The following is a 24,993-nucleotide window of genomic DNA, read 5'->3' as shown; positions in this document are numbered from 1 at the left end:
CGTGTTAAAGCCAAGTGTTAAAGGGTTTTTTGACAGGCAGTCGAGAAATGCCGAAGATTTCCGGGTTTTGTGATCACGGGTTTTGGGGGTGTGATCACAAATTAACAAAGCCTTGATGCGGGTGATTCGAGCCGGGACCCAAGGGCTGCGCCCGCCGCATCATGGATCAAAAGCGGCAGCCGCAGGAGCGGTGGCGCCGCGGCAAAAGAAAAGGCCCGCCGGAAGCGGGCCTCTCTGATTTCCGGGTGCTGCGGGCCTCAGGCCAGCGAGGCGTCGATGCCTTTGCAGGCCTCGACCAGGCCCTTCACGGCGTTGACCGAATTGTCGAACATCGCCTGCTCTTCCTCGTTCAGCTGGATGTTCACCACCTTCTCGATGCCGCCGGCGCCGATCACGGTGGGCACGCCGACATACATGTCCTTGACGCCCAGCTCGCCGTCGCAATAGGCGGCGCAGGGCAGCACGCGCTTTTGGTCTTTCAGGTAGGCCTCGGCCATTTCGATGGCGGAGGTGGCCGGCGCATAGAAGGCGGAGCCGGTTTTCAGCAGGCCGACGATCTCGGCGCCGCCGTCACGGGTGCGCTGCAGGATGGCGTCCAGGCGCTCCTGGGTGGTCCAGCCCATCTTGACCAGGTCTGGCAGCGGGATGCCTGCAACGGTGGAGTAGCGCACCGACGGCACCATGGTGTCGCCGTGGCCGCCCAGAACGAATGCGGTGACGTCCTTCATGGAAACGCCGAATTCCTCGGCCAGGAAGTGGCGGAAGCGGGCGGAGTCCAGCACGCCGGCCATGCCGCAGACCTTGTTATGGGGCAGGCCGGAGAATTCGCGCAGGGCCCAAACCATCGCGTCCAGCGGGTTGGTGATGCAGATCACGAAAGCGTCCGGCGCGTGGTCGCGGATGCCTTCACCTACGGATTTCATCACCTTGAGGTTGATGCCCAGCAGGTCGTCGCGGCTCATGCCCGGCTTGCGCGGCACGCCGGCGGTCACGATGCAGACGTCGGCGCCTGCGATGTCCTCATAGGACTGGGTGCCCTTCAGGGAGGCGTCGAAGCCCTCGGAGGGACCGGATTCTGCGATGTCCAGCGCCTTGCCTTCGGGGATGCCTTCGGCGATGTCGAAGAGTACGACGTCGCCCAGTTCCTTGAGGGCTGCGAGATGTGCGAGGGTGCCGCCGATCTGACCTGCGCCGATGAGGGCGATTTTGGGTCGTGCCATTGGAAAATGTCTCCGGTCCGGTTGAAATTTCCTGATGCCTACGGCGTAAAACCGTGCCGTGCAAGGGCTCTGCGCTGCGGCATTCGGCGCTGTATGCTTGTGTATACCGTGCTGATACCGCTAAACCGTCTGTAATCTGGGCATTTCGGAGGGCGGGTGATGGCGGCGTTTGATGCGATGTTTTTCGTTTTTGCCATCCCGGCGGTCGTTTTTGCGGGCGTGTCCAAGGGCGGTTTCGGGTCCGGCGCAGCTTTTGCCTCGGCGTCGATTCTGGCGCTGGTGCTGGAGCCGGGCATGGCGCTGGCGCTGATGCTGCCCCTGCTGATGCTGATCGACGTGGCTAATCTGAAACCTTATTGGGGGCGCTGGAACCTGCGGGCGTCCATGCTGCTGATCGGCGGCGGGCTGCCCGGTGTTGCGTTGGGGGCGTGGTTGTATGCGGCGGTGGATGCCGATGTTATGCGGGTGCTGATCGGCGTGGTTTCCGTCGGCTTTGTGCTGTGGCAGCTGCGGGCGCGGCTGGGGCTGCGGCTGGCCGCGGAGGCGCCGCTGTCCACCGGGGCAGGGGCGCTGGCCGGGCTGGCGGTGGGGTTCACCAGTTTTGTCAGCCACGCAGGCGGGCCGCCGGCGGCGGTGTATCTCCTCAGCCTCAAGTTGCGGAAGACCGAATATCAGGCCAGCACTGTGCTGATCTTCTGGGCCATCAACATTGCCAAGGCGGTGCCTTATGCCGGACTGGGGATGTTCACCCGCGAGACCCTGACGCTGGATCTGATGCTGGCGCCCTTTGCCCTGCTGGGAGCCTGGCTGGGGGTGAAACTGCACCACTCGATCCCGGAGCGCTGGTTCTTTGCGCTCACCTATGTGCTGCTGACGGTGACCGGCGCCAAGCTGATCTGGGACGGGCTGACCTGAGTTCTATGCCCAGGCGCAGCCCGCTGCGCCATCCCCGGCCGCGGAACATGCAGCCTGGAAACCTGCCTCAACGCCTGTTCAGGCGTCGCTGTCGGTGTTCGGCAGGGCCTCTGCCAGAACTTCGTAGGACTGGCCGGAGGCCACCAGGCAGGTCATGCCGTTGGGGGTGGTGACGGTGATGGTCCAGCTGCCGGTGTCGGCAGAGGCAAAGGTCTCCATCACCATGCCCTGCTGGCCCATGCCGATGCTCTGGCGGCTTTCGCCGTATTTTTCGGCCAGCCGTTTCACCACCGCGTCGCGCGGGGCGCAGTTGCGGCTTTGCGCGGCGGCGGGAGCGGCGGCCATGGCAGATGCGGCCAGGGCCAGCGTGAGTGCAAGATAGGTCTTTTTCATCTCGTTTTACCCTTTCCGGAACGGCCGGACAGGGCGGGGTGCCGGATGGCGGCCCCCGGTGCCCCTGTTCGGGCCGGTGTGTGACGCGGTACGATTTTGCAGGCCCCATGCCTGCGGGCAGCAGGTGCGGCCTGGTGGGGCGGCGGGGTCCTGTGCCTTGGTGCCCTTCAGTGTGCCGGTCAGTTGCTGATAAGTGGTTAATCAGGCGTGCGCTGAAAATTCACACTTGTTATCAAGTGCTTGCTGCAAACGCGTGAAAGCTTACGCTGCGCTGCGGCGGAATTGTACTTGAAAGTATACAATCGAATCTGTACCGCTTTACGCAACAAAATAACTTTTGGAGAGGCTCTATGGATCCGCGTGCGCGCCCTTACCGTTCGGTTTTGTATATCCCCGGCTCCAACGCGCGTGCGCTGGAGAAGGCCAAAACCCTGCCGGTGGACGCGGTGATCTTCGATCTGGAAGACGCGGTCTCGGCCGATGAAAAAACCAATGCCCGCGAGACCTTGGCCCAGGCGCTGAAGGCCGGCGGCTATGGCACGCGGATGAAGATTGTGCGGATCAACGGGCTGGACACGCCCTGGGGCCGCGGCGATGCGGCGGCGGCCCGGATGGATTGCGACGCGATTCTGCTGCCCAAGGTGAACGCGCCGGAAGATCTGGACGCGCTGGCAGAGATTACCGGCGACATCCCGCTGTGGGCGATGATGGAGACCCCGCGCGGCATGCTGAACGCCGCGGCGATTGCCGCGCATCCCAAGCTGCAGGGCATGGTGATGGGCACCAATGACCTGGCCAAGGAATTGCAGACCCGCTACCGGCCCGACCGGATGCCGATGATGGCAGGTCTGGGCCTGTGCCTGCTGGCGGCCAAGGCCGAGGGGCTGGTGATAGTCGATGGCGTCTATAACGCCTTCAAGGATGTCGAGGGGCTGGCCGCGGAATGCGCGCAAGGTAGAGACATGGGTTTTGACGGCAAGACCCTGATCCACCCGGCGCAGGTGGAGACCGCCAATGCCGCCTTTGCCCCGACCGAGCGCGAGATCGACACCTCGCGCCGCCAGATTGCCGCATTTGAAGAGGCCAAGGCCGCAGGGCAGGGTGTTGCCGTGGTCGACGGCAAGATAGTCGAGAACCTGCACGTCGTGACGGCGCGTGAGATCCTGGCAAAAGCGGATGCAATCTCTGTGCTTTCCGCATAGGTGTTAATCAGCTTAACATCTAAGAGGGGCTGAAATGGCACTGTTGATCCTGGGACTTCTGCTGTGGTGGGGCGGCCACCTGTTCAAACGGCTGGCGCCGGAGATGCGCGCCTCCATGGGCAATGGCGGGCGCGGCGTTGTGGCGCTGGTGCTGGCGGCGGGTGTGGTGCTGATGGTGCTGGGCTACCGCGGCATGGAGTTTATCCACGTGTGGGCGCCGCCGTCCTTCATGGTGCATATCAACAATCTGCTGGTGCTGATCGCCATCTGGATGATGAGCCCGGCGCCCAAGAAAGGCGCGCTGCTGAATGGCATGCGGCATCCGATGCTAGCGGGATTCAAGCTCTGGGCCGTGGCGCATTTGCTGGTCAATGGCGATCTCGCCTCGATCATCCTGTTCGGCGGGCTGCTGGCCTGGGCGGTGGCTGAGGTCATCGTGATCAACCGCTCCGAGCCGGACTGGCAGCCGGGGCCGAAGGGCACCATCGCCAAGGATGCGATGTTCTTTGCGGCTTCGATTGTCCTGTTGGGGGTGATCGGCTACGTCCACGGGATGATCGGGCCGTCGCCCTTTCCGGGATAGGCCCTGAGCAGGATAGGAAGCCATGAAACTGTACAGATTTTTGTCCGAGGACGACACCTCTGCCTTCTGCCACAAGGTAACCGATGCGCTGAACAAGGGCTGGGAGCTGCACGGCAGCCCGACCCAGGCCTTTGATCCCGTCAAGGGGATCATGCGCTGCGGCCAGGCGGTGGTGAAGGAAGTGGACGGAACCTACACCCCTGAGACCAAACTGGGAGAACACTGATGGCCAAGACCAATCCGGGCCGGTTTTTCGAAGATTACACCGTTGGCGAGGTGATCCGCCACGCGGTGCCCCGCACGGTATCGGGCGGCGAGCGGGCGCTCTACCACGCGCTCTACCCGGCGCGCCATGCGCTCTATTCTTCGGATGAATTTGCCCGGGCCTGTGGTCTGCCTTCGGCGCCGCTGGATGATCTGGCGGCCTTCCATGTGGTGTTCGGCAAGACGGTGCCGGACATCTCCCTGAATGCGCTGGCGAACCTCGGCTATGCCGAGGGGCGCTGGCTGTTGCCGGTCTATCCCGGCGACACGCTGCGCTCGGAATCCGAGGTGATCGGGCTCAAGCAGAATTCAAACGGCAAGTCCGGCGTGGTCTATGTGCGCACCCGCGGGCTGAACCAGCGCGACGAATGCGTGATGGAATACGTGCGTTGGGTGATGGTGCGCAAACGCGACCTCAATGCCCCGGCGCCGGAGACGGTGATCCCGGAGCTGAACAAGGTGATCCCGGCGGAGCAGCTGGTGATCCCGGCGGGGCTGGATTTCAGCAACTACGATTTCACTCTGGCCGGCGAGCCGCACCGCTGGGGCGACTACGAGGTCGGCGAGACGATCGACCATGTGGATGGCGTCACCATCGAGGAAGCCGAACACATGATGGCGACCCGCCTGTGGCAGAACACCGCCAAGGTGCATTTCGACAATACCGCCCGCCCGGACGGCACAAGGCTGATCTATGGCGGCCATGTGATCTCGATGGCGCGCACGCTTAGCTTCAACGGGCTTGCCAACGCGCAGATGATCGTCGGCCTGAACGGCGGAGCGCATGCCAACCCCTGCCTGTCGGGACTGACGGTCCGGGCCTGGTCCGAGGTGCTGGACAAAGCCGACACCGCGGCATCCGGCGTCGGTGCGATCCGGCTGCGGCTGGTGGCGACCAAGGGCGGCGCGCCATTTGAGCTGAAGGGCGAGGACGGCAAGTACCTCCCCGATGTGCTGCTCGACCTGGACTACTGGGCGCTGATGCCGAAGTGACCTGAAGGGGCTTTCCCCTCGCAAGCTGTGCCTGCTCAGCCCTGGAATATTTTGAACCGGATCAGCCGGGGCTGGCAGAATTGTGATGACCCGCCGCGCGATTGCCGCTTAAGCTGGCGGCATGCGGGTTTTGCAGCTTCTGGTATTCTCCATGCTCTCCCTCTGGCCGCTGCGAACGGCGGCCTGCGATCTGGCATTGGTGCTGGCGGTGGATGTTTCCGGTTCTGTCGATGCCGATGAATACCGCATTCAGATGGACGGGCTGGCGGCAGGGCTGCGCGACGGGGTAGTGTCCGAGGCGCTGGTTAAGGCGCGCGCCCAGGTGCTGCTGATGCAGTGGTCCGGGGAGTCGCGCCAGGAGGTGACGCTGCCCTGGGCGGAGATCCGGACCTTCGGAGATGTCGAAGCGCTGGCGCGGGCGATTGAGCAGGCACCAAGGCCCTGGCGCAATTACTCCACCGCGGTGGGGGAGGCGCTGTTCCTGGGACTGGAGCAGTTCCCGGCCGTGGAGCATTGCAAGCGCCGGGTGATCGATATGTCCGGCGACGGGTTCTCCAACGAAGGGGTTGAGCCGCGCGCGGCGCATGCGGCGCTGGCAGAGGCGGGTGTGACGGTGAATGCCATTGCCATCGAGCAGAGCGAGCCGGATCTGACCGCCTATTTCTTTGAGAATGTGATCCGCGGCGAGGGGGCCTTTGTGGTTTCTGCTTCGAGCTTTGCCGACTACCCGGCGCGCATCCGCAAAAAGCTGGTGCGGGAGGTGGCGCGGCAGACTGCGGCACTGCCGCCGCAGGCGGCCCAGCGGCCCGCGGCTTTGCAATGATTTGCAGATTGCCTTGTGATTCTGTAAAAAATTTCCAACCGCAGGTTTTGTGATCACTAATTATTTGCTGTGATCACAAGCCGTGGCGTTTTAGCGCCAACAGGCCAGAAACCTGCCGTTTTTAACCGTTCCTTCGGGTGACACGCCGTAAAAATCGGCTAAAACGTCGTCAGCCAACCTGAAAAGGAGCCAACATGGCCGATGTCAATCGGGGCAACCGCCCGCTTTCGCCGCATTTGCAGGTCTACCGCCCGCAGCTGACCTCCGTGACGTCGATCCTGACGCGGATTACCGGCAACGCGCTGATCGTTTCCGCGCTGCTGATCGCCTGGTGGTTCCTGGCCGCCGCTACCTCACCCGAATACTTCGCCACCGCCAACGGCCTGCTGACCAGCTGGTTCGGCGATCTGGTGATGACCCTGTCGGTGCTGGGCCTGTGGTACCACACGCTGGCCGGCATCCGGCACCTGATCTGGGACAACGGCTATATGCTGGATCTGGAACAGGCCGAGAAGCTGGGCTGGATTGTCGTGATCGGCTCGGCGGTTCTGACCGTACTCACCATTATCATCGTCTAAGCTGGGGACACACGCGATGCGATATCTGACTGACCGCAAACGCGCCGTTGGCATGGGCGCTGCAAAATCCGGAACCAGCCATCACTGGTCGATGCAGGTGAGCTCCATTGCCCTGTTGATCCTGGTGCCGCTGTTTGTTTTCACCTTTGGTCCAGCGCTGGGCGGCTCCTATGAGGAGATCACTGCCTATTATTCCCGCCCGTTCCCGGCACTCGTGGCGGCGCTGACCATCTGGGTCGGCATGATGCACTTCAAATCCGGCGCCCAGATCATGATCGAGGACTATGTCCACGGCTTCAATGGCCGCCTGACGATCATCCTGGTCAACTGCCTGTCCTATGCCGTCGCCGCGACCAGCGCCTATGCGCTGATCCGCCTGGCCCTGTAACGCTCCGAGGTCTTTTTCAATGGCTGCTTACGAATACGAAACACATGAATATGACGTGGTCGTGGTTGGCGCCGGCGGGGCTGGCCTCCGCGCGACGCTGGGCATGGCGGAACAGGGGCTGCGCACGGCCTGTGTGACCAAGGTGTTCCCGACCCGCTCCCACACGGTGGCGGCGCAGGGCGGTATTGCTGCCTCCCTGGGCAACATGGGCCCGGACAGCTGGCAGTGGCATATGTATGACACCGTCAAGGGCTCTGACTGGCTGGGCGACACCGACGCTATGGAATACCTGGCCCGCGAGGCGCCCAAGGCGGTTTACGAGCTGGAGCACTACGGGGTGCCGTTCTCGCGCACCGAGGAAGGCAAGATCTACCAGCGCCCGTTCGGCGGCCACACCACCGAGTTCGGCGAAGGCCCCGCGGTGCAGCGCACCTGTGCGGCGGCTGACCGGACCGGCCACGCGATCCTGCACACGCTGTATGGTCAGAGTCTGAAGAACAATGCCGAGTTCTACATCGAGTATTTCGCCATCGACCTGATCATGTCCGAGGACGGGCAGTGCCAGGGTGTTGTCTGCTGGAAGCTGGATGACGGCACCATGCATGTGTTCAACGCCAAAATGGTGGTGCTGGCGACCGGCGGATACGGCCGTGCCTATTTCTCCGCCACCTCGGCGCATACCTGCACCGGCGACGGCGGCGGCATGGTGGCCCGGGCCGGCCTGGCGCTGCAGGACATGGAGTTCGTGCAGTTCCACCCGACCGGCATCTACGGCTCCGGCTGCCTGATCACCGAGGGCGCGCGGGGCGAGGGCGGCTACCTGACCAACTCCGAGGGCGAACGGTTCATGGAGCGCTATGCGCCTCAGTACAAGGACCTGGCGCCGCGCGACTATGTCAGCCGCTCTATGACCATGGAAATCCGCGAAGGCCGCGGTGTCGGCGCCGAGGGCGACCATATCCACCTGAACCTCAGCCACCTGCCGGCCGAGGCGCTGGCGGAGCGGCTGCCGGGCATCTCTGAGAGCGCCAAGATTTTTGCCGGTGTGGACGTGACCAAGGAGCCGATCCCGGTTCTGCCCACCGTGCACTACAACATGGGCGGCATCCCGACCAACTACTGGGGCGAGGTGCTGAACCCGACCGCCGACGATCCGACCGCGGTGGTGCCTGGCCTCATGGCCGTGGGCGAAGCGGGGTGTGCCTCGGTGCACGGGGCCAACCGCCTGGGCTCCAACTCGCTGATTGACTTGGTGGTCTTTGGCCGCGCCTCCGCCATCCGCGCGGGCAAGGTTGTGGACGCCGACGCGGCGAACCCGGTGCTGAACCAGGCCTCCGTCGACAAGGCGTTTGACCGCTTCGACACCCTGCGCAATGCCAAGGGCGGCATCCCGACCGCGGACCTGCGGCTGGAAATGCAGCGCACCATGCAGGCGGACGCGGCAGTTTTCCGCACCGACAAGACGCTGAAGGAAGGCGTTGAGAAGATGACCGCGATTGCGGCCAAGCTCGATGACCTTAAGGTGACCGACCGCTCGCTGGTCTGGAACTCCGACCTGATGGAGACGCTGGAGCTGACCAACCTGATGCCAAACGCGCTGGCCACCATCGTTGGCGCCGAAGCGCGCAAGGAGAGCCGCGGCGCCCATGCCCACGAGGATTACGCCACCCGCGACGACGAGAACTGGCGAGTCCACACCGTGTCGCGCGTGGAGGGCAACAAGGTTGATCTGTCCTACCGCCCGGTGATCGTGGATCCGCTGACCACCGAGGATGAAGGCGGCATCAGCCTCAAGAAAATCGCGCCCAAGGCGCGGACGTTCTAAGGAGACAGACCATGGTTCAATTCAGCCTCCCGAAGAACTCCAAGATCACCACCGGCAAGACATGGCCCAAGCCGGAGGGCGCCAGCAATGTGCGCAAATTCAAGATCTACCGCTGGAACCCGGATGACGGGAAAAACCCGCAGGTCGACACCTATTTCGTCGATATGGACAGCTGCGGCCCGATGGTTCTGGACGCGCTGATCAAGATCAAGAACGAGATCGACCCGACCCTGACCTTCCGCCGCTCCTGCCGCGAAGGGATCTGCGGATCCTGCGCGATGAACATCGACGGCATCAACACGCTGGCCTGTATCTACGGCATGGATGAGATCAAGGGCGACGTGGCGATCTATCCGCTGCCGCATATGCCGGTGGTCAAGGATCTGATCCCGGATCTGACGCATTTCTATGCTCAGCATGCCTCGATCATGCCCTGGCTGGAAACCAAGACCAACCGCCCGGCGAAGGAGTGGAAGCAGTCCATCGAGGACCGCAAGAAGCTCGATGGCCTTTATGAATGCGTGATGTGCGCATCCTGCTCGACCTCTTGCCCGAGCTACTGGTGGAACGGCGACCGCTACCTTGGGCCGGCAGCCTTGCTGCACGCCTACCGCTGGATCATCGACAGCCGGGACGAAGCCACGCCTGAGCGCCTGGACCAGCTGGAGGATCCGTTCAAGCTCTACCGCTGCCACACCATCATGAACTGCGCCAAGACCTGCCCCAAAGGCCTGAACCCGGCCAAGGCGATTGCGCATATCAAGAAGATGATGGTCGAGCGCACCGTCTGACCGCGTCAGGCGGTCCGCAAGGATCCGCCGCCCGCTGGCGATGAAAATTGCATGACCCCCGGTTTCCTGCGAAACCGGGGGTATGATTTTTGCAGGCAACGGATTTCGGGCATGAGACTTCTTGGATGCGCCTCAGGTGCGCTGGCTCTGATGGCGGGCTGTATGACGGCAACGGACCACGACCGGATCGGCGGCCAGCTGGCGGCGACGGATGCACGGATTCCGGGCTGTATCGCGGAGGCCGGGATCACCGGGGAGGTTCGCGTCAGCACCGAGTTCTTAGGCCATGGCGCGGGCGCCACGGTGCTGCGTAACGTGCAGCCGGGGTTGAATGTGACGGAGGCGCAGGCGGCGCAAGCGACCTCCTGCATCAACATCTGAGCTATATCGGTTGAGCGGCGCCAGATGCCGCCCTAAGGTACCGGGATGCAACCGCATTTCTATGCCATTCTGCTTGCCGGCATTGCCGGTCTTTCGATGCCGCTGGGCGGGCTGCTGGCCTGGTGCGAGCACATTGGCAATCCGGTGCTGCGCGACCGGGTCTTGCACACCATCGCGGCCTTTGGCGGCGGTGCGCTGGCCTCGGCAGTGGCGCTGGTGCTGGTGCCGGAAGCGGCAGAGGCGCTGCCCCCCGCCTGGGCTGTTGGCCTGTTTGCGGCCGGCGGCTTGGTTTTCTACCTGATCGATACCGTTCTGCAGCGCCACGGGGGCAGCGGCGCCTTGCTGCTGGCGATGCTGCTGGATTACCTGCCGGAGGCGATGGCGCTGGGGGCGATGCTGGTGGCGGATTCCGCCACCGCCAAGCTGCTGGCGCTGATGATCTTCCTGCAGAACCTGCCCGAGGGCTTTGCCGCCTTCCGCGAGGTCTGGAGCGGCGACAGCCCGGCCTGGCACGTGCTGCTGTTGTTTCTGGGGCTGGCCGCATTGGGACCTGCCTGCGCACTGGCCGGGCTGGTCTGGCTGGCGGATGCCCATGCGGTACTGGGGGCAATCATGATCTTTGCCGCGGGCGGCATCCTTTACCTGCTGTTTCAGGACATCGCCCCAAAGGCGCACAGCAACCGCAGCAGCGCGCCTGCGCTGGGCGCGGTCGCGGGATTTGCGCTGGGGCTGGCCGGGCATTTTCTGATCGGCTGAGCTGGGTGGGCTGAGGGGCGCCGGCTTGCGCTAACTGCATGGCAAGGCTGCAAAAACATCCGGTGCGCGCGAGGACGGCAGAAGTTATGTTGCCGGGCAAGGGAGGATGGTGCCGCAAATAAGGAGACCGCCCGATGAAACCCGTTGAAACTCTGGAAGAGCAGCAAGCCAAAGCCGCCCGCGCCGCGCTGGAGGCGCTGGAGCAGGCCTATGCCTACTACACCCCCGAAACACTTATGCAGAGCGGGCAGGAGCCGGAGCAGGACCAGTTGTTCGAATACTACCAGGCTGCGTGAAGCGGGCCGCCGCGGTCCTCGTGCGGGATTTGCATTTGAAGGGCCGCGCCGTCAGGGCTAGACAGGCTGCATGATACTTGTTGTTGCCCTTGCGGTTGGCGTCCTTTGCTACTTCCTGTGGCGCCATCGTGCGATGGATCTCACCCGCAATTGCCGCTGGCGGCAGGTCAAGTCCGAAGGGCACTGGCGTTGCATCTCTTGCGGTGCCGTGGAACCCGGGGAAGCCGCCCCCCGCATCTGCCGTAATCCGCAGCGCAGCACCTGACAGGGCACCGTTACAGCTGCAGGGGTGCCTGCTGCGCGAAGGGCTTGCGCCGGGGCGGGGATGAGGTCTTGATGGGGCAAACGAACAGGAAGGTTTGCCCCCATGTCCAGCACTCCCGCTGCCCCCGCCGACGCTGCGGCCCGCCGCGCCGTCAAACCGGTGATCTGCTACCCGAACGACACCCTGCCGGTGCCGGACCTGGCGCTGTACAGCCGGGCGCGGGAAAGCGCGGTGAAAACCGGCGAGGTGCGGGTGCCGCCCCGCGATGCCGCCTGTTTCGAGGTGCCCGCCGGGCATTTCTTCCGCATAACCTCAATCGAGGGGCCGCAGGTGGGCGATCTCAACCTGTGGAACAAGACCGATCTCAGCGAGCGGTTCTATTCCGGCAAGACCCGCGCCCTGCATGGCACCCATATCACCACCGGCGAGCGGATGTGGACCAGCTTTCCGCATCTGCGTCCGATGGCGACCGTCGTGGCGGACACGCTGGGCTGGTACGGTATCGACGAATTCGGCGGCTCGGTGCATGACGTTATCGGCACCCGCTGCGACCCCTATACCGGAAACCTGCTGGCGGGCAGCCAGTACCACCACTGCTGCCACTCAAACCTGACCCGGGCGCTGGCAGATCATCTGGGCGTGTCACCGGCAGAGGCAGAGCCGCATGTGCATGATGTACTCAATGTCTTCATGTGCACCGGCTTCACCCGCGGCACCGGCCAGTATTTCATGAAGGCAAGCCCGGTGCGTCCCGGCGATTACCTGGAGTTTTTTTCCGAGATTGACCTCTTGGGCAGTCTCAGCGCCTGCCCGGGCGGTGATTGCTCGGCGGAGCATTCCAGCGATACGGCCGCGTGTTACCCGCTGCTGGTTGAGGTCTTTGCCCCGGCAGAAGGGGCGCTGGGTGATTGGAAAAGCCCGCCGCCCAATGGCTATGACCGCAGCCATGGCCGCGGCTGAACCACGCGCATTTTGCATTTAACCGGAATGTGCTGCCAAATTTCTGCCGCTCGGAAAACAGCCGAGTTGCCGCCAGGCGCTTCGCAGTCATGAAACAATAAAGGGCAGCGGAGAAACCGCTGCCCTTTTCATTGCCAATAATGAATTTACGCAACGTCAGCTAAATGCTGCCTCCAGCGCAATTTCAGCCATATCACCAAAACTGCGTTCACGCTGATCCGAGGACAAAGCCTCGCCGGTGCCCAGATGGTCGGACACGGTCAGCACCGCCAGCGCCCGGCAGCCGTGGCGGGCGGCCAGCGTGTAGAGTTCCGCCGCTTCCATCTCAACGCCCAGGATGCCATGGCGCACCATCTGCTCGTTCAGGTCGGGGCGTTCGTCATAGAACACGTCCGAGGAGTAGATGCCGCCGATATGGGTGGCTGAGCCGCGTTTGGCAGCCGCCTGGGCGGCCGCCTGCAGCAAGCCCCAGTCGGCGCAGGGGGCAAAATTCAGCTCACGGAAAATACCGCTGGAGGGGCTGTTCACGGTGCTTGCGGTCATGGCCAGGATCACGTCGCGGACCTTGACCTTGTCCTGCATGCCGCCGCAGGAGCCGATGCGGATCAGGGTTTTTGCGCCGTAATCGCGGATCAACTCATTGGCGTAGATCGACAGCGAGGGCATGCCCATGCCGCTGCCCTGGATGGTGACCCGGTGGCCGTTCCAAGTGCCTGTATAGCCCAGCATCCCGCGCACTTCGTTGACCAGCCGGGCGTCCTCCAGAAAAGTTTCAGCCGCCCATTTCGCGCGGTACGGGTCGCCTGGCATCAGCACGGTTTCGGCAATGTCGCCCGGTGCGGCGCCAATATGAATGGTCATTGCTTCGCTCCGCTCAGGCGTCAGATTTCCAGGTCGGAAATATCCATGCCCGCGGTCAGCGCGGCATGCACCCAATGCGGTTTGCGGCCGCGGCCGGTCCAGGTTTCCTCGGGGTTGTTCGGGTTGCGGTATTTCGGTGCCGCTTTGGTTTTCTTGGCGCCCTGTCGCGATGCGCTGGCGATTTCATCCAGCGAAAAACCGTATTTAGCGGCAGCTTCTTCGGCGGCTTTCAGGGCTTCCTGACGCTCGCGCAGTTCTGCTTCCTGCAATGCCTTTCCAACATCGCTTTGCAGCTGGAGAAGCTCTTTTCTGCTCATAGCCGAAAGATCGAAGGTCATTTTGATCTCCATATAAAAATGACATACCGGAAAATCCGGTATGTCATTCTTTATGGCCCAATTTCCAGACGCGTTTCAGCATCTTTCTGGGCTATTTGCAGGAAGTTGCCTATTAAAAGTCAATTCACTGCAATTTTAGGTGGCTTTGCCAGGTCGACAATATCGCTCATGATTGAATTTAGCTCGAAATCCTTGGGGGTGTAAACTCGGGCTACCCCCATAGACTTCAGCTTTTGCGCGTCTTCGTCCGGGATAATTCCGCCGACGACCACGGGAATATGCTCCAGACCCGCGTCGCGCATACGCTGCATCATTTCCTCGACCAGCGGCAGATGGCTGCCGGACAGGATCGACAGGCCGACCACATGGGCGTCGTCCTTCTGCGCCGCTTCCACCAGTTCAGCCGGGGTCATGCGGATGCCGTCATAGGTGATGTCCATGCCGCAGTCGCGGGCGCGAAAGGCGATCTGCTCGGCGCCGTTGGAGTGGCCGTCCAGGCCCGGCTTGCCGACCACGAACTTGATCCGGCGGCCCAGCACGTCGCTGACGGCATTGACCGCATCGCGCAGGTCGTCCAGTCCTTCGGTCTTGTTGGAGACAGAGGCCGACACGCCGGTCGGGCCGCGGTAGGTGCCGTGGACCTTGCGCATTTCTTCCGCCCATTCGCCGGTGGTGACGCCCGCCTTGGCGGCGGCAATCGAGGGCTCCATGATATTGGTGCCGCTTTGTGCAGCTGCCCGCAGGGAAGCGAGCGCCGATTGCACTGCGACATTGTCACGCTCGCCGCGCCAGGCGTTCAGGCGGCTGATCTGTTCCTGTTCCACCGCCGGGTCGACCACCATGATGCCGCCATCCTCGGTCTGCAGCGGCGAGGGCTCGCCATCGGTCCATTTGTTGACGCCGACCACGACGGTTTCGTTCTTCTCGATTCGGTTCAGCCGTTCGGCGTTGGAATCGACCAAGCGGCCTTTCATGTACTCAATGGACGCCACCGCGCCGCCCATCGATTCCAGGTTCGCCAGCTCGGCGCGGGCGCCTTCCTTCAGCTCCTCGACTTTGGCATCGACCGCCGGGTTGCGGTCGAACAGGTCGCCGTACTCCAAGAGGTCGGTCTCATAGGCCAGTATCTGCTGCATCCGCATTGACCACTGCTGATCCCAGGGGCGGGGCAGGCCAAGCGCTTCGTTCCAGGCGGGCAGCTGCACCGCGCGGGCGCGGGCCTTTTTCGACAGGGTCACCGCCAGCATCTCGATCAGAATGCGGTAGACGTTGTTTTCCGGCTGCTGCTCGGTCAGGCCCAGCGAGTTCACCTGCACACCATAGCGGAAGCGGCGGAACTTGGGATCGGCAACGCCGTAGCGCTGCTCGCAGATCTCGTCCCACAGGTCGACAAAGGCGCGCATCTTGCACATTTCGGTGACAAAACGGATGCCGGCGTTCACGAAGAAGGAGATGCGGCCGACCATGGCCGGGAAGTCCTCGGGCGCGATGCGCGGCTTCAGCTCATCCAGCACCGCCTGGGCAGTGGCCAGGGCAAAGGCCAGCTCCTGCTCCGGCGTGGCACCGGCCTCCTGCAGGTGGTAGGAACACACGTTCATCGGGTTCCATTTGGGCACGTTGGTGTAGCAGTACTCCGCCACATCCGCGATCATCTTGAGGCTGGGCTTGGGCGGGCAGACATAGGTGCCGCGGCTAAGATACTCTTTGATCAGGTCGTTTTGCACCGTGCCCTGCAGCTTGGAGACATCCGCGCCCTGTTCCTCGGCCACCGCGATATAGAGCGCCAGCAGCCAGGGGGCGGTGGCGTTAATGGTCATCGAGGTGTTCATCTGTTCCAGCGGGATCTCTTTGAACAGCGCCCGCATATCGCCCAGATGGCAAACTGGAACGCCAACCTTGCCCACTTCGCCGCGGGCCAGCACATGGTCGCTGTCATAGCCGGTCTGGGTCGGCAGGTCGAAGGCGACCGAGAGGCCGGTCTGCCCCTTGGCCAGGTTGGCGCGGTAAAGCGCGTTGGATGCCGATGCCGTGGAATGGCCGGCGTAGGTGCGGATCAGCCAGGGGCGGTCTTTTTGCATCTGCGGCATGTCGGGCCTCGCGAGTCAGTGTGGCGGTAATTTTATTTCGTCACGCAGATGTAGACTGCAATTTTCGACCCATGTCAATTCGCTGCGTTGCGGCAATTCCGCTTCTGCGGCGGGAAGCCAGGGTGTCTTGGTGCTTGTCAAGGCGGAGGCCATGGGCAACTGTTCAACTATGACGCAAACCGTGGAACTGCCGCTGTGGCTATTCGTGCTGATCGTGGGCTTCGCCGCGGTGACCTTTGCCTCGCATTTCCTGTTCCCCTCGGTGCGCTGGTTTTTCCGGCGGCGGCTGGAACGGGCGGTGGCGCGGCTTAATCAGCGGTTGGAACGACCGATCGAGCCGTTCAAGCTGGCACGCCGCCACGACATGATCCAGCGGCTGATTCACGATCCGCAGGTGGCGCAGGCGGCGGCGGACCATGCCGCGGCAGAGGGTATCCCGGAGAACGTGGCATTCGAACAGGTGCGCCGCTATGCACGCGAGATCGTGCCGGGCTTCTCGGCCTTTGCCTATTTCAGCTTTGCCATCCGGGCGGCGCGGTTCCTGTCCAACGCGGTTTACCGGGTGCGGCTGGGCCACCAGGACGAGGAGGCGCTGCGGGCCATCGACCCCAAGTCCACCGTGGTTTTCGTGATGAACCACCGGTCCAACATGGACTATGTGCTGGTCACCTATCTTGCGGCGGAGCGCTCAGCACTGTCTTATGCGGTTGGCGAATGGGCGCGGGTCTGGCCGCTCAGCCGGCTGATCCGGGCGATGGGCGCCTATTTCATCCGCCGCCGGTCGCGCAATGATCTCTACCGCAAGGTGCTGGCAGCCTATGTGCGTCTGGCCACCCGCGGCGGCTCCACCCAGGCGATGTTCCCCGAGGGCGGGCTGAGCCTCGACGGTGTCCTGGCCCAGCCCAGGCTGGGACTGCTGAAATACATCGTCGAGGGCTATGACCCGGACCGGCGCGACGTGGTGTTTGTGCCGGTGGCGCTGAATTACGACCGGGTGCTGGAGGATAAGATCCTGACCTCTGCCGCCAAGGCAGGCGACCGCCGCTTCCGTGCCCGGATCGGGCTGGTGGCGCTGCGGTTGCTGCGGCAGCTGTGGCTGTGGCTGACCGGCCGCCACCGCCGGGCCGGCTATGCCGCGGTGAATTTCGGCCGCCCGCTCAGCCTGGCCAGGTTCGGGGCAGGGCGCGAAGGCGATATCACCAAACCGCTGGCACGGGAGCTGATGCAGCGGATCAGCGCCATTGTTCCGGTGCTGCCCGTGCCTCTGATCGCGGCCATCCTGCTGCGGCACGGCCCGCTCAGCCGCGCAGCGATTGAGCACCGGCTTGAGGATCTGGTTGCCGCAATGCCGCTGGCGCATGTCCATATTCCGCGGGACGATCTGTCTTATGCGGCTGAGGCGGGCCTGAGCCAGCTGTTGCGGCGCGGGCTGGTGATGGAAGCGGGAGGACGTATCACACCCATGGCGGATCGCCAGGATCTGCTGGAGTTTTATGCCAACTCGGTCCGTCATCTGCTGCCCGAGGACAGCGGTTTGCCCGGCGGCCGCAGTGATTTTTCTGCACCCGCTAAGAGTAATGCTGCATCCGCTGGGTCATAAAATTACTCAAACGCCGCGAAAGTGGTTGCAATATTACCTTCTCAATCCTATCCATCAGGTAACCGCTGCGATTCTGCACCGCGGCAAAGAACAGGATGCAAAGGAGGCCATCATGGCATTGGATACCCAGACTGACGTCATGTCGTACGAGGCGCCCGAGAAAGACCTTTACGAGCTGGGGGAAATTCCCCCGATGGGCTATGTGCCCAAGAAGATGTATGCATGGGCGATCCGCAAGGAGCGCCACGGCGAGCCGAATACCGCAATGGTGCAGGAAGTGGTCGATGTGCCCGAGCTGGACAGCAACGAGGTGCTGGTCCTGGTGATGGCGGCGGGCGTCAACTACAACGGCGTCTGGGCGTCTCTGGGCAAGCCGATTTCGCCGTTTGACGGCCACAAGGCACCTTACCACATTGCCGGTTCCGATGCCTCAGGTATCGTCTGGGCTGTGGGCTCCAAGGTGACCCGCTGGAAGGTTGGCGACGAGGTCGTGATCCACTGCAACCAGGACGACGGCGACGACGAGGAATGCAACGGCGGCGACCCGATGTACTCCCCCAGCCAGCGGATCTGGGGCTATGAGACGCCGGACGGATCGTTTGCCCAGTTCACCAATGTGCAGGCCCAGCAGCTGATGCCGCGGCCCAAGCACCTGACCTGGGAAGAAAGCGCCTGTTACACGCTGACCCTGGCGACCGCCTACCGGATGCTGTTCGGCCATGAGCCGCACGACCTGAAACCGGGTCAGAACGTGCTGGTCTGGGGCGCCTCCGGCGGCCTCGGCTCCTATGCGATCCAGCTGATCAATACCGCCGGCGCCAACGCCATCGGCGTGATCTCGGACGAAAGCAAGCGCGACTTCGTCATGGGCTTAGGCGCCAAGGGCGTTCTGAACCGCAAGGACTTCAACTGCTGGGGCCAGCTGCCCACCGTGAACACACCGGAATATGCCGAGTGGTTTAAGGAAGTGCGCAAGTTCGGCAAAGCGATCTGGGACATTACCGGCAAAGGCGTAAATGTCGACATGGTGTTCGAGCACCCCGGCGAGGCGACCTTCCCGGTCTCCACCTTTGTGGTCAAGAAAGGCGGCATGGTCGTGATCTGCGCGGGCACCACCGGTTACAACCTGACCTTCGACGTGCGCTACATGTGGATGCACCAGAAGCGCCTGCAGGGCTCGCACTTTGCCCACCTCAAGCAGGCCGCGGCTGCCAACAAGCTGATGGTCGAACGCCGCCTTGATCCCTGCATGTCCGAAGTGTTCACCTGGAATGACCTTCCCGAGGCCCACATGAAGATGCTGCGCAATGAACATTTGCCGGGCAACATGTCGGTGCTGGTGCAGGCGCCGAAGACCGGCCTGCGCACCCTGCAGGATGTGCTCGACGCCTGAGGGCGGCTTGGCACTGAAATCTTAAGGCAAACAGGGGCTCCCGCGAATCGCTCCAGGCGTTTCGCGGGAGTTTCTATTTATCAGTCTTTCTTTCAGTAGCTTAGCCGCGAATGGCCCGCTATTTTTGGGGAGGGTTGCGCCGAAAAGTGCAAGTGGGATAAACCTTAGATGGCATGCGGCTGCTCCAGAACACCTATGAGCGGCGCCTTTTGGCCATTTTTTGACCAATGAGTCAGAAGTGTCATTGACTAGAGTAACTTAGCCGCTGCATGAAAAGCCGAAGTTGTATGCCATGCCTTAAGCAACGGGTATTGCGGCAATCACATTCAAGGCAGCGAATTACGGCGGCAAGCGAACCATGGCAGGCAAAGCGGAACTGGACCGTATTCTTGAGGCGCTGGACGCCACCGGTACCCTTGATGGTCTTCAGCAGATCATCGAGCAGGTCTGCACAGTGTTTGGCGTCGACCATGCCATGTACCATTGGGTCGACAGCGCCGGAGACCACTACCACTTCGGCACATATCCGCAGGCTTGGGTCGCACGTTACCAGGAAAGGGCCTATGTCCGCGTCGATCCGGTTGTGGCCGGCTGCTATCAGCGCTTTCACCCGGTTGACTGGAAACGTCTGGACTGGTCGCCGAAACCGGCCCGCGAATTTCTGAAGGATGCGCTGGAGCACGGGGTTGGCAACCAGGGCTACTCGATCCCGGTCCGCGGGCCCAACGGGCAGTTTGCCGTGTTCACTGTCAGCCATAACTGCGACGATGAAACCTGGGAAAAGCTGACTGAGCGCTACAGCCGTGACATGATTCTGATCGCGCATTACTTCAACCGCAAGGCGTTGGAGTTCGAACCCGACCGCAGCCCGGATCAGGCCCAGCCGCTGTCGCCGCGGGAGGTGGACGCGCTGACCCTGCTGGCGATCGGCTACAGCCGCGCGCAGGTGGCAAAGACCCTTTCGATCTCGGAGCACACGCTGCGCGTCTACATCGAAAGCGCCCGGTTCAAGCTGGGGGCAATCAATACCACCCATTCGATTGCCCGAGCGACGTCGCTTGGTTTGATTGTGGTTTAACGACCGGTTGCGAATATCATCGTAAATACCCTCTGAGATTGTGGTTAATAACCGTACCCTGTTCCCACTGTTCAACCAGAAGGGGACAAATCATGCTTCGTTTTATCTATGGCCGCGATCTTCACGCTCACGCTTCCCTGGCGCAGTCGATGTTCCGGGACCGGGCGGACCAGTTCCAGGCCCGGCTGGGCTGGGACGTGCAAGTGGACCGGAACGGCGAGGAACGGGATCAGTATGACGCGCTCGACCCGCTTTATGTGATCTGGGAAATGCCCGATGGCAGCCACGGCGGCTCCATGCGGTTCCTGCCCACCACCGGCCCGGTTATGGTTAATGAGATCTTTCTGGATCTCGCAGGCGGTGTGCCCATCAGCAGCCCGCTGATCTGGGAATGCACCCGGTTCTGCCTGTCACGCGAGGCTGGCCGAAACGTGGCCGGCGCGCTGACCCTGGGCGGGGTCGAGATCATGCGCAACTTCTCCGTCGCGCATTTCGCAGGTGTCTTCGACCGCCGCATGGTACGGATCTACCGCAGCCTGGGGTTCAGCCCAGAGGTGATCGGCACCCAGGGCGAAGGGCGGGACCGCATCTGCCTGGGCCTTTGGGAATACGCGCCTGAGGTCTACTTGAACGTCGCCGCCAAGGCGGGCATCGCGCAGGAGCTTTCGCAGCTCTGGTTCGACCGTTCGTTTGGCGGGGCAGGGGCTGCGATGCCCTTGGCGCTTACGGCCTGACAGATCCGCAATCCGGGGCCGCTGCCTCTGGCGGACCCGGCCCCGCGGCTGTAGGGTCGCGCCATGACAGCTCTGCCCGTACAGTTTTCCGATGACCAGGCCACCGCTTATAACAGCGTGACCGAGCTCCTGCGCCAGGCAGGGGTGGACCTTGATGACGGGCTGTTGCAACCGCCCCGCGGCGATGCCGGGGTGATGGCGGTGATCGGCAAGGCGGGATCAGGCAAGACCCTGCTGCTGGCTGAGCTTTACAAGGCACTGGAGCAATCCGGGGTCGAAGTTGTCTCCGGCGACTACGAAAGCCGCAAAAAAGGCGACGACCGCCGCACCCTGGCGATCCTGGCGCCGACCAACAAGGCCGCCAGCGTGCTGCGCCTGCGCGGGGTGCCCGCGACCACCATCCACCGCATTCTCTACACGCCGGTCTACGACCCTGAGTTTGAGAAGATCGCCGAATGGCTGGCCGGGCAGGGCGATCAGCCCGAAATCGAAGGGCTGACAGAGGAGGCGCTGGCCCGTGCCGCCGCCTTTTACGAGAAGAACAAGTCGATCCCCGGCGCCCTCGCTGCCGCCGGCTTGCGCGGCTCCGACTTCATCACCGGCTGGAAGCGGCGCGAGGAGCCGCTGGACATCGGCTTTGTCGATGAGGCCTCGATGCTGGACGACCGCCAGTTCGAGGATCTGAAGGAGATTTTCCCGAACCTAATCCTGTTCGGCGACCCGGCGCAGCTGGCGCCGGTGAACCAGTCGGGGTCGATGGTGTTTGATGCGCTGCCGGAGCCGCGGCGCCTGATCCTGAACCGCATCCACCGGCAGGAGGCGGGCAACCCGATCCTGGACCTGGCCCATGCGCTGGCCGACCCGCAGCTGGGCTTCGAGGATTTCGAGCGGATGATCGAAGACACCGCACGCCGCGATGACCGCGTGGTTTGGGGCCAGCGGGTGGAGGTCGACCTGATGGCGCGCTCTCCGGTGCTGGTCTGGCGCAACAATACCCGCATCCGGTTGATCAATGCCTTCCGTACTGTGCATGGCGCGCCGGAGGATGAACTGATCGCCGGGGAACCGCTGATCTGCGACGGCATCGAGCTGCCGGTGAAACACCGCAAGAAACGCCTGGACCTGGAGGCCCGCGGGCTAATCAAAGGGGCGCAGGTGATCTACCTTGGCGCGGGCCGCAAACCGGGGTTTTCCCGCTTGCATGTGATGGGGGCAGAGGATCCGCAGGTCTCCGCCGCCTCCATCGTCAAAATCGAGAAGCCGGATGAGGAAGAGCCCTTCATCCCCTATGCGGCCCGCATGGGCGCCGCCTTCCTGCATGGCGCGGCGGTGACCATCCACAAGGCGCAGGGCAGCCAGTGGGACACCACCCAGGTCTTTGCCCCCGATATCTATGCCGCTGCCCGCATGGGCCGGGTGGAGGCGGGGCAGCCGCTGTGGAAGCGGCTGGCCTATGTGGCGATTACCCGCGCGCAGGAACGGCTGATTTGGGTGGTCCGAAACCGGCTGGCCAAGCCCACCGGCCCGCTGCCGGTGGATGACCTGAAGGCGGTGCCTGCCGCGGCGCTGACGCTGGAAGCACAGGAGGAGACCCCGGCATGAGCAAATCAATCCTAATCACCGGCGCCAGCTCCGGCATCGGCCGGGCTGTTGCAGAGCTGTTCCTGGCCGAGGGCTGGCAGGTCGGCCTGACCGCCCGCCGGGCGGAAAAGCTCGAGGAGGTGGCGCAGGGAAATGCCAATGCCCATGTGCTGCCCGGCGATGTGACCGATCCGGCCGCGGTCGATCATGCGGTCAACAGCTTTGCGATGGCGGCGGGGCGGCTGGATGTTCTGTTCAACAACGCGGGCATCTTCACCCCGCCCGGCACCATTGAAGAGATCCCGCTGGAAGACTGGTTCGCCTCGGTAAATGTGAACCTCACCGGCATGTATCTGACTGCCCGCGCGGCCTTCAGGCAGATGCGTCATCAGGCGCCGCAGGGCGGGCGGATCATCAATAACGGCTCCATCGCCGCCCATGTGCCGCGGCCCCATTCGGCGCCCTACGCGGCCACCAAGGCGGCAATCACCGGGCTAACCAAAAGCCTGTCACTGGACGGGCGCCCCTTTGATATCGCCTGCGGCCAGATCGATATCGGCAACACCCGTACGCCGATGGTCGAGGACCTGACCCAGCGCCACGCCGAGGCCAACCCGGACGGGGAACCGATGCACACCTTTTCGGTGGAGGATGCGGCGAAGTCGGTGCTGCATATGGCCAATCTGCCGCTGGAGGCCAATGTCCAGTTCATGACGGTGATGGCGACCAAGATGCCTTATATCGGCCGCGGCTAGGCTCTCCCGCCCGTCGCTGGTGCATCCAGTATGCACCGCTCCCGTTGGGTGTAGCACCGCGCGTCTCCCCTCCCGGCGGCAAGGCCGCCTGCAGGGCATCGGGACGGGAGTAGTTTCAGAACGTAGAACCAGGGCCTTCTTCTGTGCAGCAAAATACTCGGAGTGAATTGGCTGTCAGGCCAAGAGGGGCAGCGCCCCTCTCTACCGGTTGCGCAGCAGGCTAAACGCGGCTGAGGCCCCCCAGCCAGCGGCAATTGCAATCGCCAGCGACATCAGGCCGTAGAGGAACGGCTGCTCGCGCGAGAGCGAATAGAGGAACCGTTCCAGCCCCACCTTGCGCACGTCGATGGTGGTCTCGTAGCTCGACACCACCTCGCCGCCGCGGGTGAGGAAGATGCGGGTCTGGTAATCGCCCTCTGTCAGGTCGGCGGGCATCTTGATCGCGGTGCGGAACAGGGTCTGTTCATCCACCGCCACGGTATTCTCACGCAGGGAATAGAGGCCGTTCTTCTCGCGGATCCGCATCACCGCATCGGCAAAAGCCTGGGCGCCACGGATGTGCATGGCCGCACCCACTGAGCGGATCGCGCGTTTGATGGACACCCGGTAGCGCAGGTCTTCGGTGTCGGTCAGCACCTGTTTAAAGGGGGCGCTGGTGGCCACGGCATAAAATGCCGGTGCCGAGTCGACCAGTACGCTGTCCACATTGACCCAGATCCCCAGCTTCTTCTCCTTGCGCCGCACCATGACGGAGGGGGCCGGGCCGGAGACCGCGACCACCACCTGCAGCGGCTCGTCAGAGGGGATCGGCGTCTCGCGCTTGACAGCGCCGAAGATCAGGATTTCAGAGCCATCGAATGTGGCGGTAATTGCCACGCGGTCCTGGCTGAGGCCCAGGACCACCTCTTCCTTGGCGGCCAAAGCCGCGGACTGCGGCAGCAGCGCCAGGGCGGCGGCGGTCAGGGCGGAAAGCAGCAGCTTGCGCATATCAGTGGCCCCCCGCTTCGCCGAGCGTGAACAGCTCGGAGGGTTGCAGCAGCAGGTCGAGACCCAGTTTCACGCAGACCGCGATGACCATCAGCGCCAGCAGAATGCGCAGCTGCTCGGCTTTCAGGTAGACGCCGATGCGGGTGCCGATCTGGGCGCCGACCACGCCGCCGATCAGCAGCAGGACCGCCAGCACGATGTCCACGGTATAGTTGGTGGTGGCGTGCAGCATGGTGGTGAAGCCGGTGACCAGGATGATCTGGAACAGCGAGGTGCCGACAACAACCTTGGTCGGCATGCCGAGGATATAGATCATCGCGGGCACCATGATGAAGCCGCCGCCGACGCCCATGATCGCCGCCAGGATGCCGACGCAGACGCCGACCAGAATGGGCGGGATCACCGAGATATAGAGGCCCGACGTGCGGAACCGCATCTTGAACGGCAGCGCATGAACCCAGCCGCGCTGGCGCCGGGCCGCAGGGGCGGCGCCGCCTGCCTTCTTGGATTTGCGGATCGCGTTCAGGCTTTCGATGAACATCAGCCCGCCGACCACGCCCAGGAAGACGACGTAGCAGAGCTTGACCAGCAGATCGACCTGGCCGAGCGCCTTGAGGTAGTTGAACACCACAACCCCCAGCGCCGCGCCCATCAGGCCGCCGGCCTGCAGCACCAGTCCCATCTTGATGTCGACCGTGCGCCTTCGGAAATGAGCCAGCACGCCGGAGAAGGAGGAAGCGACGATCTGGTTCGCCTCGGTGGCCACCGCCACCGCGGGCGGGATGCCGATAAAGAACAGAAGCGGCGTCATCAGGAAGCCGCCGCCAACTCCGAACATGCCCGAGAGAACCCCGACCATTCCCCCAAGGCCCAGGAGAAGGAAGGCATTCACTGAGACCTCAGCTATGGGAAGGTAGATCTGCATGTTCTTTGTTAAACCGCAGTC

General features: G+C 63.2%; 27 protein-coding genes. 20 read left to right on the top strand and 7 right to left on the bottom strand.

What is annotated here, in order from left to right; genetic code table 11:
- Positions 1-257: 257 nt before the first annotated feature.
- Positions 258-1,220: a malate dehydrogenase gene (gene mdh, locus GKC28_RS06625; protein WP_174146119.1), complete on the bottom strand. Its 963-nt coding sequence runs from the start codon at positions 1,218-1,220 to the stop codon at positions 258-260.
- 159 nt (positions 1,221-1,379) lie between these two features.
- Between mdh and GKC28_RS06620 the strand changes: the two genes are divergently transcribed.
- Positions 1,380-2,135 carry a sulfite exporter TauE/SafE family protein gene (locus GKC28_RS06620; protein ID WP_174146118.1) on the top strand — a complete coding sequence of 252 codons (756 nt, stop codon included), beginning with the start codon at positions 1,380-1,382 and terminating at the stop codon, positions 2,133-2,135.
- Between the two features lie 78 nt (positions 2,136-2,213).
- Here the strand turns inward: GKC28_RS06620 and GKC28_RS06615 are convergent, their stop codons facing one another.
- Positions 2,214-2,528: a hypothetical protein gene (locus tag GKC28_RS06615; protein ID WP_174146117.1), complete on the bottom strand. Its 315-nt coding sequence runs from the start codon at positions 2,526-2,528 to the stop codon at positions 2,214-2,216.
- A 350-nt stretch (positions 2,529-2,878) separates the two neighbouring features.
- Here GKC28_RS06615 and GKC28_RS06610 point away from each other — a divergent pair, with 350 nt between their 5' ends.
- The 13 genes from GKC28_RS06610 to GKC28_RS06550 all read left to right on the top strand — a co-directional run bounded on the left by GKC28_RS06610 (position 2,879) and on the right by GKC28_RS06550 (position 12,633).
- On the top strand, positions 2,879-3,730 hold the full coding sequence (locus GKC28_RS06610) for a CoA ester lyase (protein ID WP_174146116.1): 852 nt from the start codon (positions 2,879-2,881) through the stop codon (positions 3,728-3,730).
- Positions 3,731-3,764: 34 nt separating this feature from the next.
- Positions 3,765-4,313, top strand: a complete 549-nt coding sequence (locus GKC28_RS06605) for an NnrU family protein (protein WP_174146115.1) — start codon at positions 3,765-3,767, stop codon at positions 4,311-4,313.
- A 22-nt stretch (positions 4,314-4,335) separates the two neighbouring features.
- Complete coding sequence (locus tag GKC28_RS06600) at positions 4,336-4,539, top strand: DUF1737 domain-containing protein (RefSeq protein ID WP_019297062.1); 204 nt, start codon at positions 4,336-4,338, stop codon at positions 4,537-4,539.
- The gene (locus GKC28_RS06595) at positions 4,539-5,570 is read left to right on the top strand and encodes a MaoC family dehydratase (RefSeq protein ID WP_174146114.1); all 1,032 of its coding nucleotides are present in this window, start codon (positions 4,539-4,541) and stop codon (positions 5,568-5,570) included. The genes GKC28_RS06600 and GKC28_RS06595 overlap by 1 nt, the downstream gene beginning before the upstream one ends.
- Positions 5,571-5,691: 121 nt before the next feature.
- Positions 5,692-6,393 (top strand): DUF1194 domain-containing protein, encoded by a 702-nt coding sequence (locus tag GKC28_RS06590; protein WP_174146113.1) that lies wholly within the window; start codon positions 5,692-5,694, stop codon positions 6,391-6,393.
- Between the two features lie 194 nt (positions 6,394-6,587).
- A complete protein-coding gene (sdhC, locus tag GKC28_RS06585; protein WP_174146112.1) occupies positions 6,588-6,971 on the top strand; it encodes a succinate dehydrogenase, cytochrome b556 subunit in 384 nt (127 codons plus the stop codon).
- Positions 6,972-6,987: 16 nt separating this feature from the next.
- Entirely contained in the window at positions 6,988-7,359 is a 372-nt protein-coding gene (gene sdhD / locus GKC28_RS06580; RefSeq protein WP_174146111.1) for a succinate dehydrogenase, hydrophobic membrane anchor protein, read from the top strand.
- Between the two features lie 19 nt (positions 7,360-7,378).
- Positions 7,379-9,184: a succinate dehydrogenase flavoprotein subunit gene (sdhA, locus tag GKC28_RS06575; RefSeq protein ID WP_174146110.1), complete on the top strand. Its 1,806-nt coding sequence runs from the start codon at positions 7,379-7,381 to the stop codon at positions 9,182-9,184.
- Positions 9,185-9,195: 11 nt separating this feature from the next.
- The gene (locus GKC28_RS06570; RefSeq protein WP_039174849.1) at positions 9,196-9,975 is read left to right on the top strand and encodes a succinate dehydrogenase iron-sulfur subunit; all 780 of its coding nucleotides are present in this window, start codon (positions 9,196-9,198) and stop codon (positions 9,973-9,975) included.
- A 111-nt stretch (positions 9,976-10,086) separates the two neighbouring features.
- Positions 10,087-10,356 carry a hypothetical protein gene (locus GKC28_RS06565; RefSeq protein ID WP_174146109.1) on the top strand — a complete coding sequence of 90 codons (270 nt, stop codon included), beginning with the start codon at positions 10,087-10,089 and terminating at the stop codon, positions 10,354-10,356.
- A gap of 45 nt (positions 10,357-10,401) precedes the next feature.
- Complete coding sequence (locus tag GKC28_RS06560; RefSeq protein WP_174146108.1) at positions 10,402-11,112, top strand: ZIP family metal transporter; 711 nt, start codon at positions 10,402-10,404, stop codon at positions 11,110-11,112.
- Between the two features lie 134 nt (positions 11,113-11,246).
- Positions 11,247-11,408: a hypothetical protein gene (locus GKC28_RS06555; protein ID WP_174146107.1), complete on the top strand. Its 162-nt coding sequence runs from the start codon at positions 11,247-11,249 to the stop codon at positions 11,406-11,408.
- A 367-nt stretch (positions 11,409-11,775) separates the two neighbouring features.
- The gene (locus GKC28_RS06550) at positions 11,776-12,633 is read left to right on the top strand and encodes a DUF1989 domain-containing protein (RefSeq protein ID WP_174146106.1); all 858 of its coding nucleotides are present in this window, start codon (positions 11,776-11,778) and stop codon (positions 12,631-12,633) included.
- A 156-nt stretch (positions 12,634-12,789) separates the two neighbouring features.
- On the opposite strand, the gene deoD is transcribed toward GKC28_RS06550, so the two are convergent.
- From deoD to GKC28_RS06535, 3 genes are all read right to left on the bottom strand, one after another.
- Positions 12,790-13,494 (bottom strand): purine-nucleoside phosphorylase, encoded by a 705-nt coding sequence (gene deoD / locus GKC28_RS06545; protein ID WP_174146105.1) that lies wholly within the window; start codon positions 13,492-13,494, stop codon positions 12,790-12,792.
- Positions 13,495-13,514: 20 nt separating this feature from the next.
- Positions 13,515-13,832, bottom strand: a complete 318-nt coding sequence (locus GKC28_RS06540) for an H-NS family nucleoid-associated regulatory protein (RefSeq protein WP_174146104.1) — start codon at positions 13,830-13,832, stop codon at positions 13,515-13,517.
- A gap of 119 nt (positions 13,833-13,951) precedes the next feature.
- Positions 13,952-15,919, bottom strand: a complete 1,968-nt coding sequence (locus tag GKC28_RS06535) for a protein meaA (protein ID WP_174146103.1) — start codon at positions 15,917-15,919, stop codon at positions 13,952-13,954.
- Between the two features lie 169 nt (positions 15,920-16,088).
- Between GKC28_RS06535 and GKC28_RS06530 the strand changes: the two genes are divergently transcribed.
- From GKC28_RS06530 to GKC28_RS06505, 6 genes are all read left to right on the top strand, one after another.
- Complete coding sequence (locus tag GKC28_RS06530; protein WP_174146261.1) at positions 16,089-17,519, top strand: 1-acyl-sn-glycerol-3-phosphate acyltransferase; 1,431 nt, start codon at positions 16,089-16,091, stop codon at positions 17,517-17,519.
- A gap of 112 nt (positions 17,520-17,631) precedes the next feature.
- A complete protein-coding gene (gene ccrA, locus GKC28_RS06525) occupies positions 17,632-18,912 on the top strand; it encodes a crotonyl-CoA carboxylase/reductase (protein ID WP_174146102.1) in 1,281 nt (426 codons plus the stop codon).
- Between the two features lie 358 nt (positions 18,913-19,270).
- Complete coding sequence (locus GKC28_RS06520; RefSeq protein ID WP_174146101.1) at positions 19,271-19,990, top strand: autoinducer binding domain-containing protein; 720 nt, start codon at positions 19,271-19,273, stop codon at positions 19,988-19,990.
- Between the two features lie 92 nt (positions 19,991-20,082).
- The gene (locus GKC28_RS06515; protein WP_174146100.1) at positions 20,083-20,724 is read left to right on the top strand and encodes an acyl-homoserine-lactone synthase; all 642 of its coding nucleotides are present in this window, start codon (positions 20,083-20,085) and stop codon (positions 20,722-20,724) included.
- Between the two features lie 63 nt (positions 20,725-20,787).
- Positions 20,788-22,326: an ATP-dependent RecD-like DNA helicase gene (locus tag GKC28_RS06510; protein WP_174146099.1), complete on the top strand. Its 1,539-nt coding sequence runs from the start codon at positions 20,788-20,790 to the stop codon at positions 22,324-22,326.
- Positions 22,323-23,060, top strand: coding sequence for an SDR family oxidoreductase (locus tag GKC28_RS06505; protein WP_174146098.1), 738 nt, complete (start codon positions 22,323-22,325; stop codon positions 23,058-23,060). Before GKC28_RS06510 ends, GKC28_RS06505 begins: the two co-directional genes overlap by 4 nt.
- Positions 23,061-23,261: 201 nt before the next feature.
- Here the strand turns inward: GKC28_RS06505 and GKC28_RS06500 are convergent, their stop codons facing one another.
- Both GKC28_RS06500 and GKC28_RS06495 read right to left on the bottom strand, forming a co-directional pair.
- The gene (locus GKC28_RS06500; protein WP_174146097.1) at positions 23,262-24,047 is read right to left on the bottom strand and encodes a TIGR02186 family protein; all 786 of its coding nucleotides are present in this window, start codon (positions 24,045-24,047) and stop codon (positions 23,262-23,264) included.
- Between the two features lies 1 nt (position 24,048).
- Complete coding sequence (locus GKC28_RS06495; protein WP_174146096.1) at positions 24,049-24,972, bottom strand: sulfite exporter TauE/SafE family protein; 924 nt, start codon at positions 24,970-24,972, stop codon at positions 24,049-24,051.
- Between the last annotated feature and the right edge of the window lie 21 nt (positions 24,973-24,993).

Origin of the sequence: Leisingera sp. ANG59 (assembly GCF_013317235.1) — a bacterium.
Classification (GTDB): Bacteria; Pseudomonadota; Alphaproteobacteria; order Rhodobacterales; family Rhodobacteraceae; genus Leisingera.
This window is presented reverse-complemented; position numbering and strand designations above follow the sequence as displayed.

What these genes read in the sequence shown, in the direction of transcription:
- GKC28_RS06595 (WP_174146114.1), top strand. Translation starts at nt 4,539, where the DNA reads ATGGCCAAGACCAATCCGGGCCGGTTTTTCGAAGATTACACCGTTGGC.
- sdhC (WP_174146112.1), top strand. Translation starts at nt 6,588, where the DNA reads ATGGCCGATGTCAATCGGGGCAACCGCCCGCTTTCGCCGCATTTGCAG.
- GKC28_RS06605 (WP_174146115.1), top strand. Translation starts at nt 3,765, where the DNA reads ATGGCACTGTTGATCCTGGGACTTCTGCTGTGGTGGGGCGGCCACCTG.
- GKC28_RS06500 (WP_174146097.1), bottom strand. Translation starts at nt 24,047, where the DNA reads ATGCGCAAGCTGCTGCTTTCCGCCCTGACCGCCGCCGCCCTGGCGCTG.
- GKC28_RS06495 (WP_174146096.1), bottom strand. Translation starts at nt 24,972, where the DNA reads ATGCAGATCTACCTTCCCATAGCTGAGGTCTCAGTGAATGCCTTCCTT.
- GKC28_RS06505 (WP_174146098.1), top strand. Translation starts at nt 22,323, where the DNA reads ATGAGCAAATCAATCCTAATCACCGGCGCCAGCTCCGGCATCGGCCGG.
- GKC28_RS06550 (WP_174146106.1), top strand. Translation starts at nt 11,776, where the DNA reads ATGTCCAGCACTCCCGCTGCCCCCGCCGACGCTGCGGCCCGCCGCGCC.
- GKC28_RS06600 (WP_019297062.1), top strand. Translation starts at nt 4,336, where the DNA reads ATGAAACTGTACAGATTTTTGTCCGAGGACGACACCTCTGCCTTCTGC.
- GKC28_RS06560 (WP_174146108.1), top strand. Translation starts at nt 10,402, where the DNA reads ATGCAACCGCATTTCTATGCCATTCTGCTTGCCGGCATTGCCGGTCTT.
- GKC28_RS06610 (WP_174146116.1), top strand. Translation starts at nt 2,879, where the DNA reads ATGGATCCGCGTGCGCGCCCTTACCGTTCGGTTTTGTATATCCCCGGC.
- ccrA (WP_174146102.1), top strand. Translation starts at nt 17,632, where the DNA reads ATGGCATTGGATACCCAGACTGACGTCATGTCGTACGAGGCGCCCGAG.
- GKC28_RS06520 (WP_174146101.1), top strand. Translation starts at nt 19,271, where the DNA reads ATGGCAGGCAAAGCGGAACTGGACCGTATTCTTGAGGCGCTGGACGCC.
- GKC28_RS06540 (WP_174146104.1), bottom strand. Translation starts at nt 13,832, where the DNA reads ATGACCTTCGATCTTTCGGCTATGAGCAGAAAAGAGCTTCTCCAGCTG.
- GKC28_RS06530 (WP_174146261.1), top strand. Translation starts at nt 16,089, where the DNA reads ATGACGCAAACCGTGGAACTGCCGCTGTGGCTATTCGTGCTGATCGTG.
- GKC28_RS06570 (WP_039174849.1), top strand. Translation starts at nt 9,196, where the DNA reads ATGGTTCAATTCAGCCTCCCGAAGAACTCCAAGATCACCACCGGCAAG.
- sdhA (WP_174146110.1), top strand. Translation starts at nt 7,379, where the DNA reads ATGGCTGCTTACGAATACGAAACACATGAATATGACGTGGTCGTGGTT.
- GKC28_RS06535 (WP_174146103.1), bottom strand. Translation starts at nt 15,919, where the DNA reads ATGCCGCAGATGCAAAAAGACCGCCCCTGGCTGATCCGCACCTACGCC.
- GKC28_RS06620 (WP_174146118.1), top strand. Translation starts at nt 1,380, where the DNA reads ATGGCGGCGTTTGATGCGATGTTTTTCGTTTTTGCCATCCCGGCGGTC.
- sdhD (WP_174146111.1), top strand. Translation starts at nt 6,988, where the DNA reads ATGCGATATCTGACTGACCGCAAACGCGCCGTTGGCATGGGCGCTGCA.
- GKC28_RS06590 (WP_174146113.1), top strand. Translation starts at nt 5,692, where the DNA reads ATGCGGGTTTTGCAGCTTCTGGTATTCTCCATGCTCTCCCTCTGGCCG.
- GKC28_RS06510 (WP_174146099.1), top strand. Translation starts at nt 20,788, where the DNA reads ATGACAGCTCTGCCCGTACAGTTTTCCGATGACCAGGCCACCGCTTAT.
- GKC28_RS06615 (WP_174146117.1), bottom strand. Translation starts at nt 2,528, where the DNA reads ATGAAAAAGACCTATCTTGCACTCACGCTGGCCCTGGCCGCATCTGCC.
- mdh (WP_174146119.1), bottom strand. Translation starts at nt 1,220, where the DNA reads ATGGCACGACCCAAAATCGCCCTCATCGGCGCAGGTCAGATCGGCGGC.
- GKC28_RS06515 (WP_174146100.1), top strand. Translation starts at nt 20,083, where the DNA reads ATGCTTCGTTTTATCTATGGCCGCGATCTTCACGCTCACGCTTCCCTG.
- deoD (WP_174146105.1), bottom strand. Translation starts at nt 13,494, where the DNA reads ATGACCATTCATATTGGCGCCGCACCGGGCGACATTGCCGAAACCGTG.
- GKC28_RS06565 (WP_174146109.1), top strand. Translation starts at nt 10,087, where the DNA reads ATGAGACTTCTTGGATGCGCCTCAGGTGCGCTGGCTCTGATGGCGGGC.
- GKC28_RS06555 (WP_174146107.1), top strand. Translation starts at nt 11,247, where the DNA reads ATGAAACCCGTTGAAACTCTGGAAGAGCAGCAAGCCAAAGCCGCCCGC.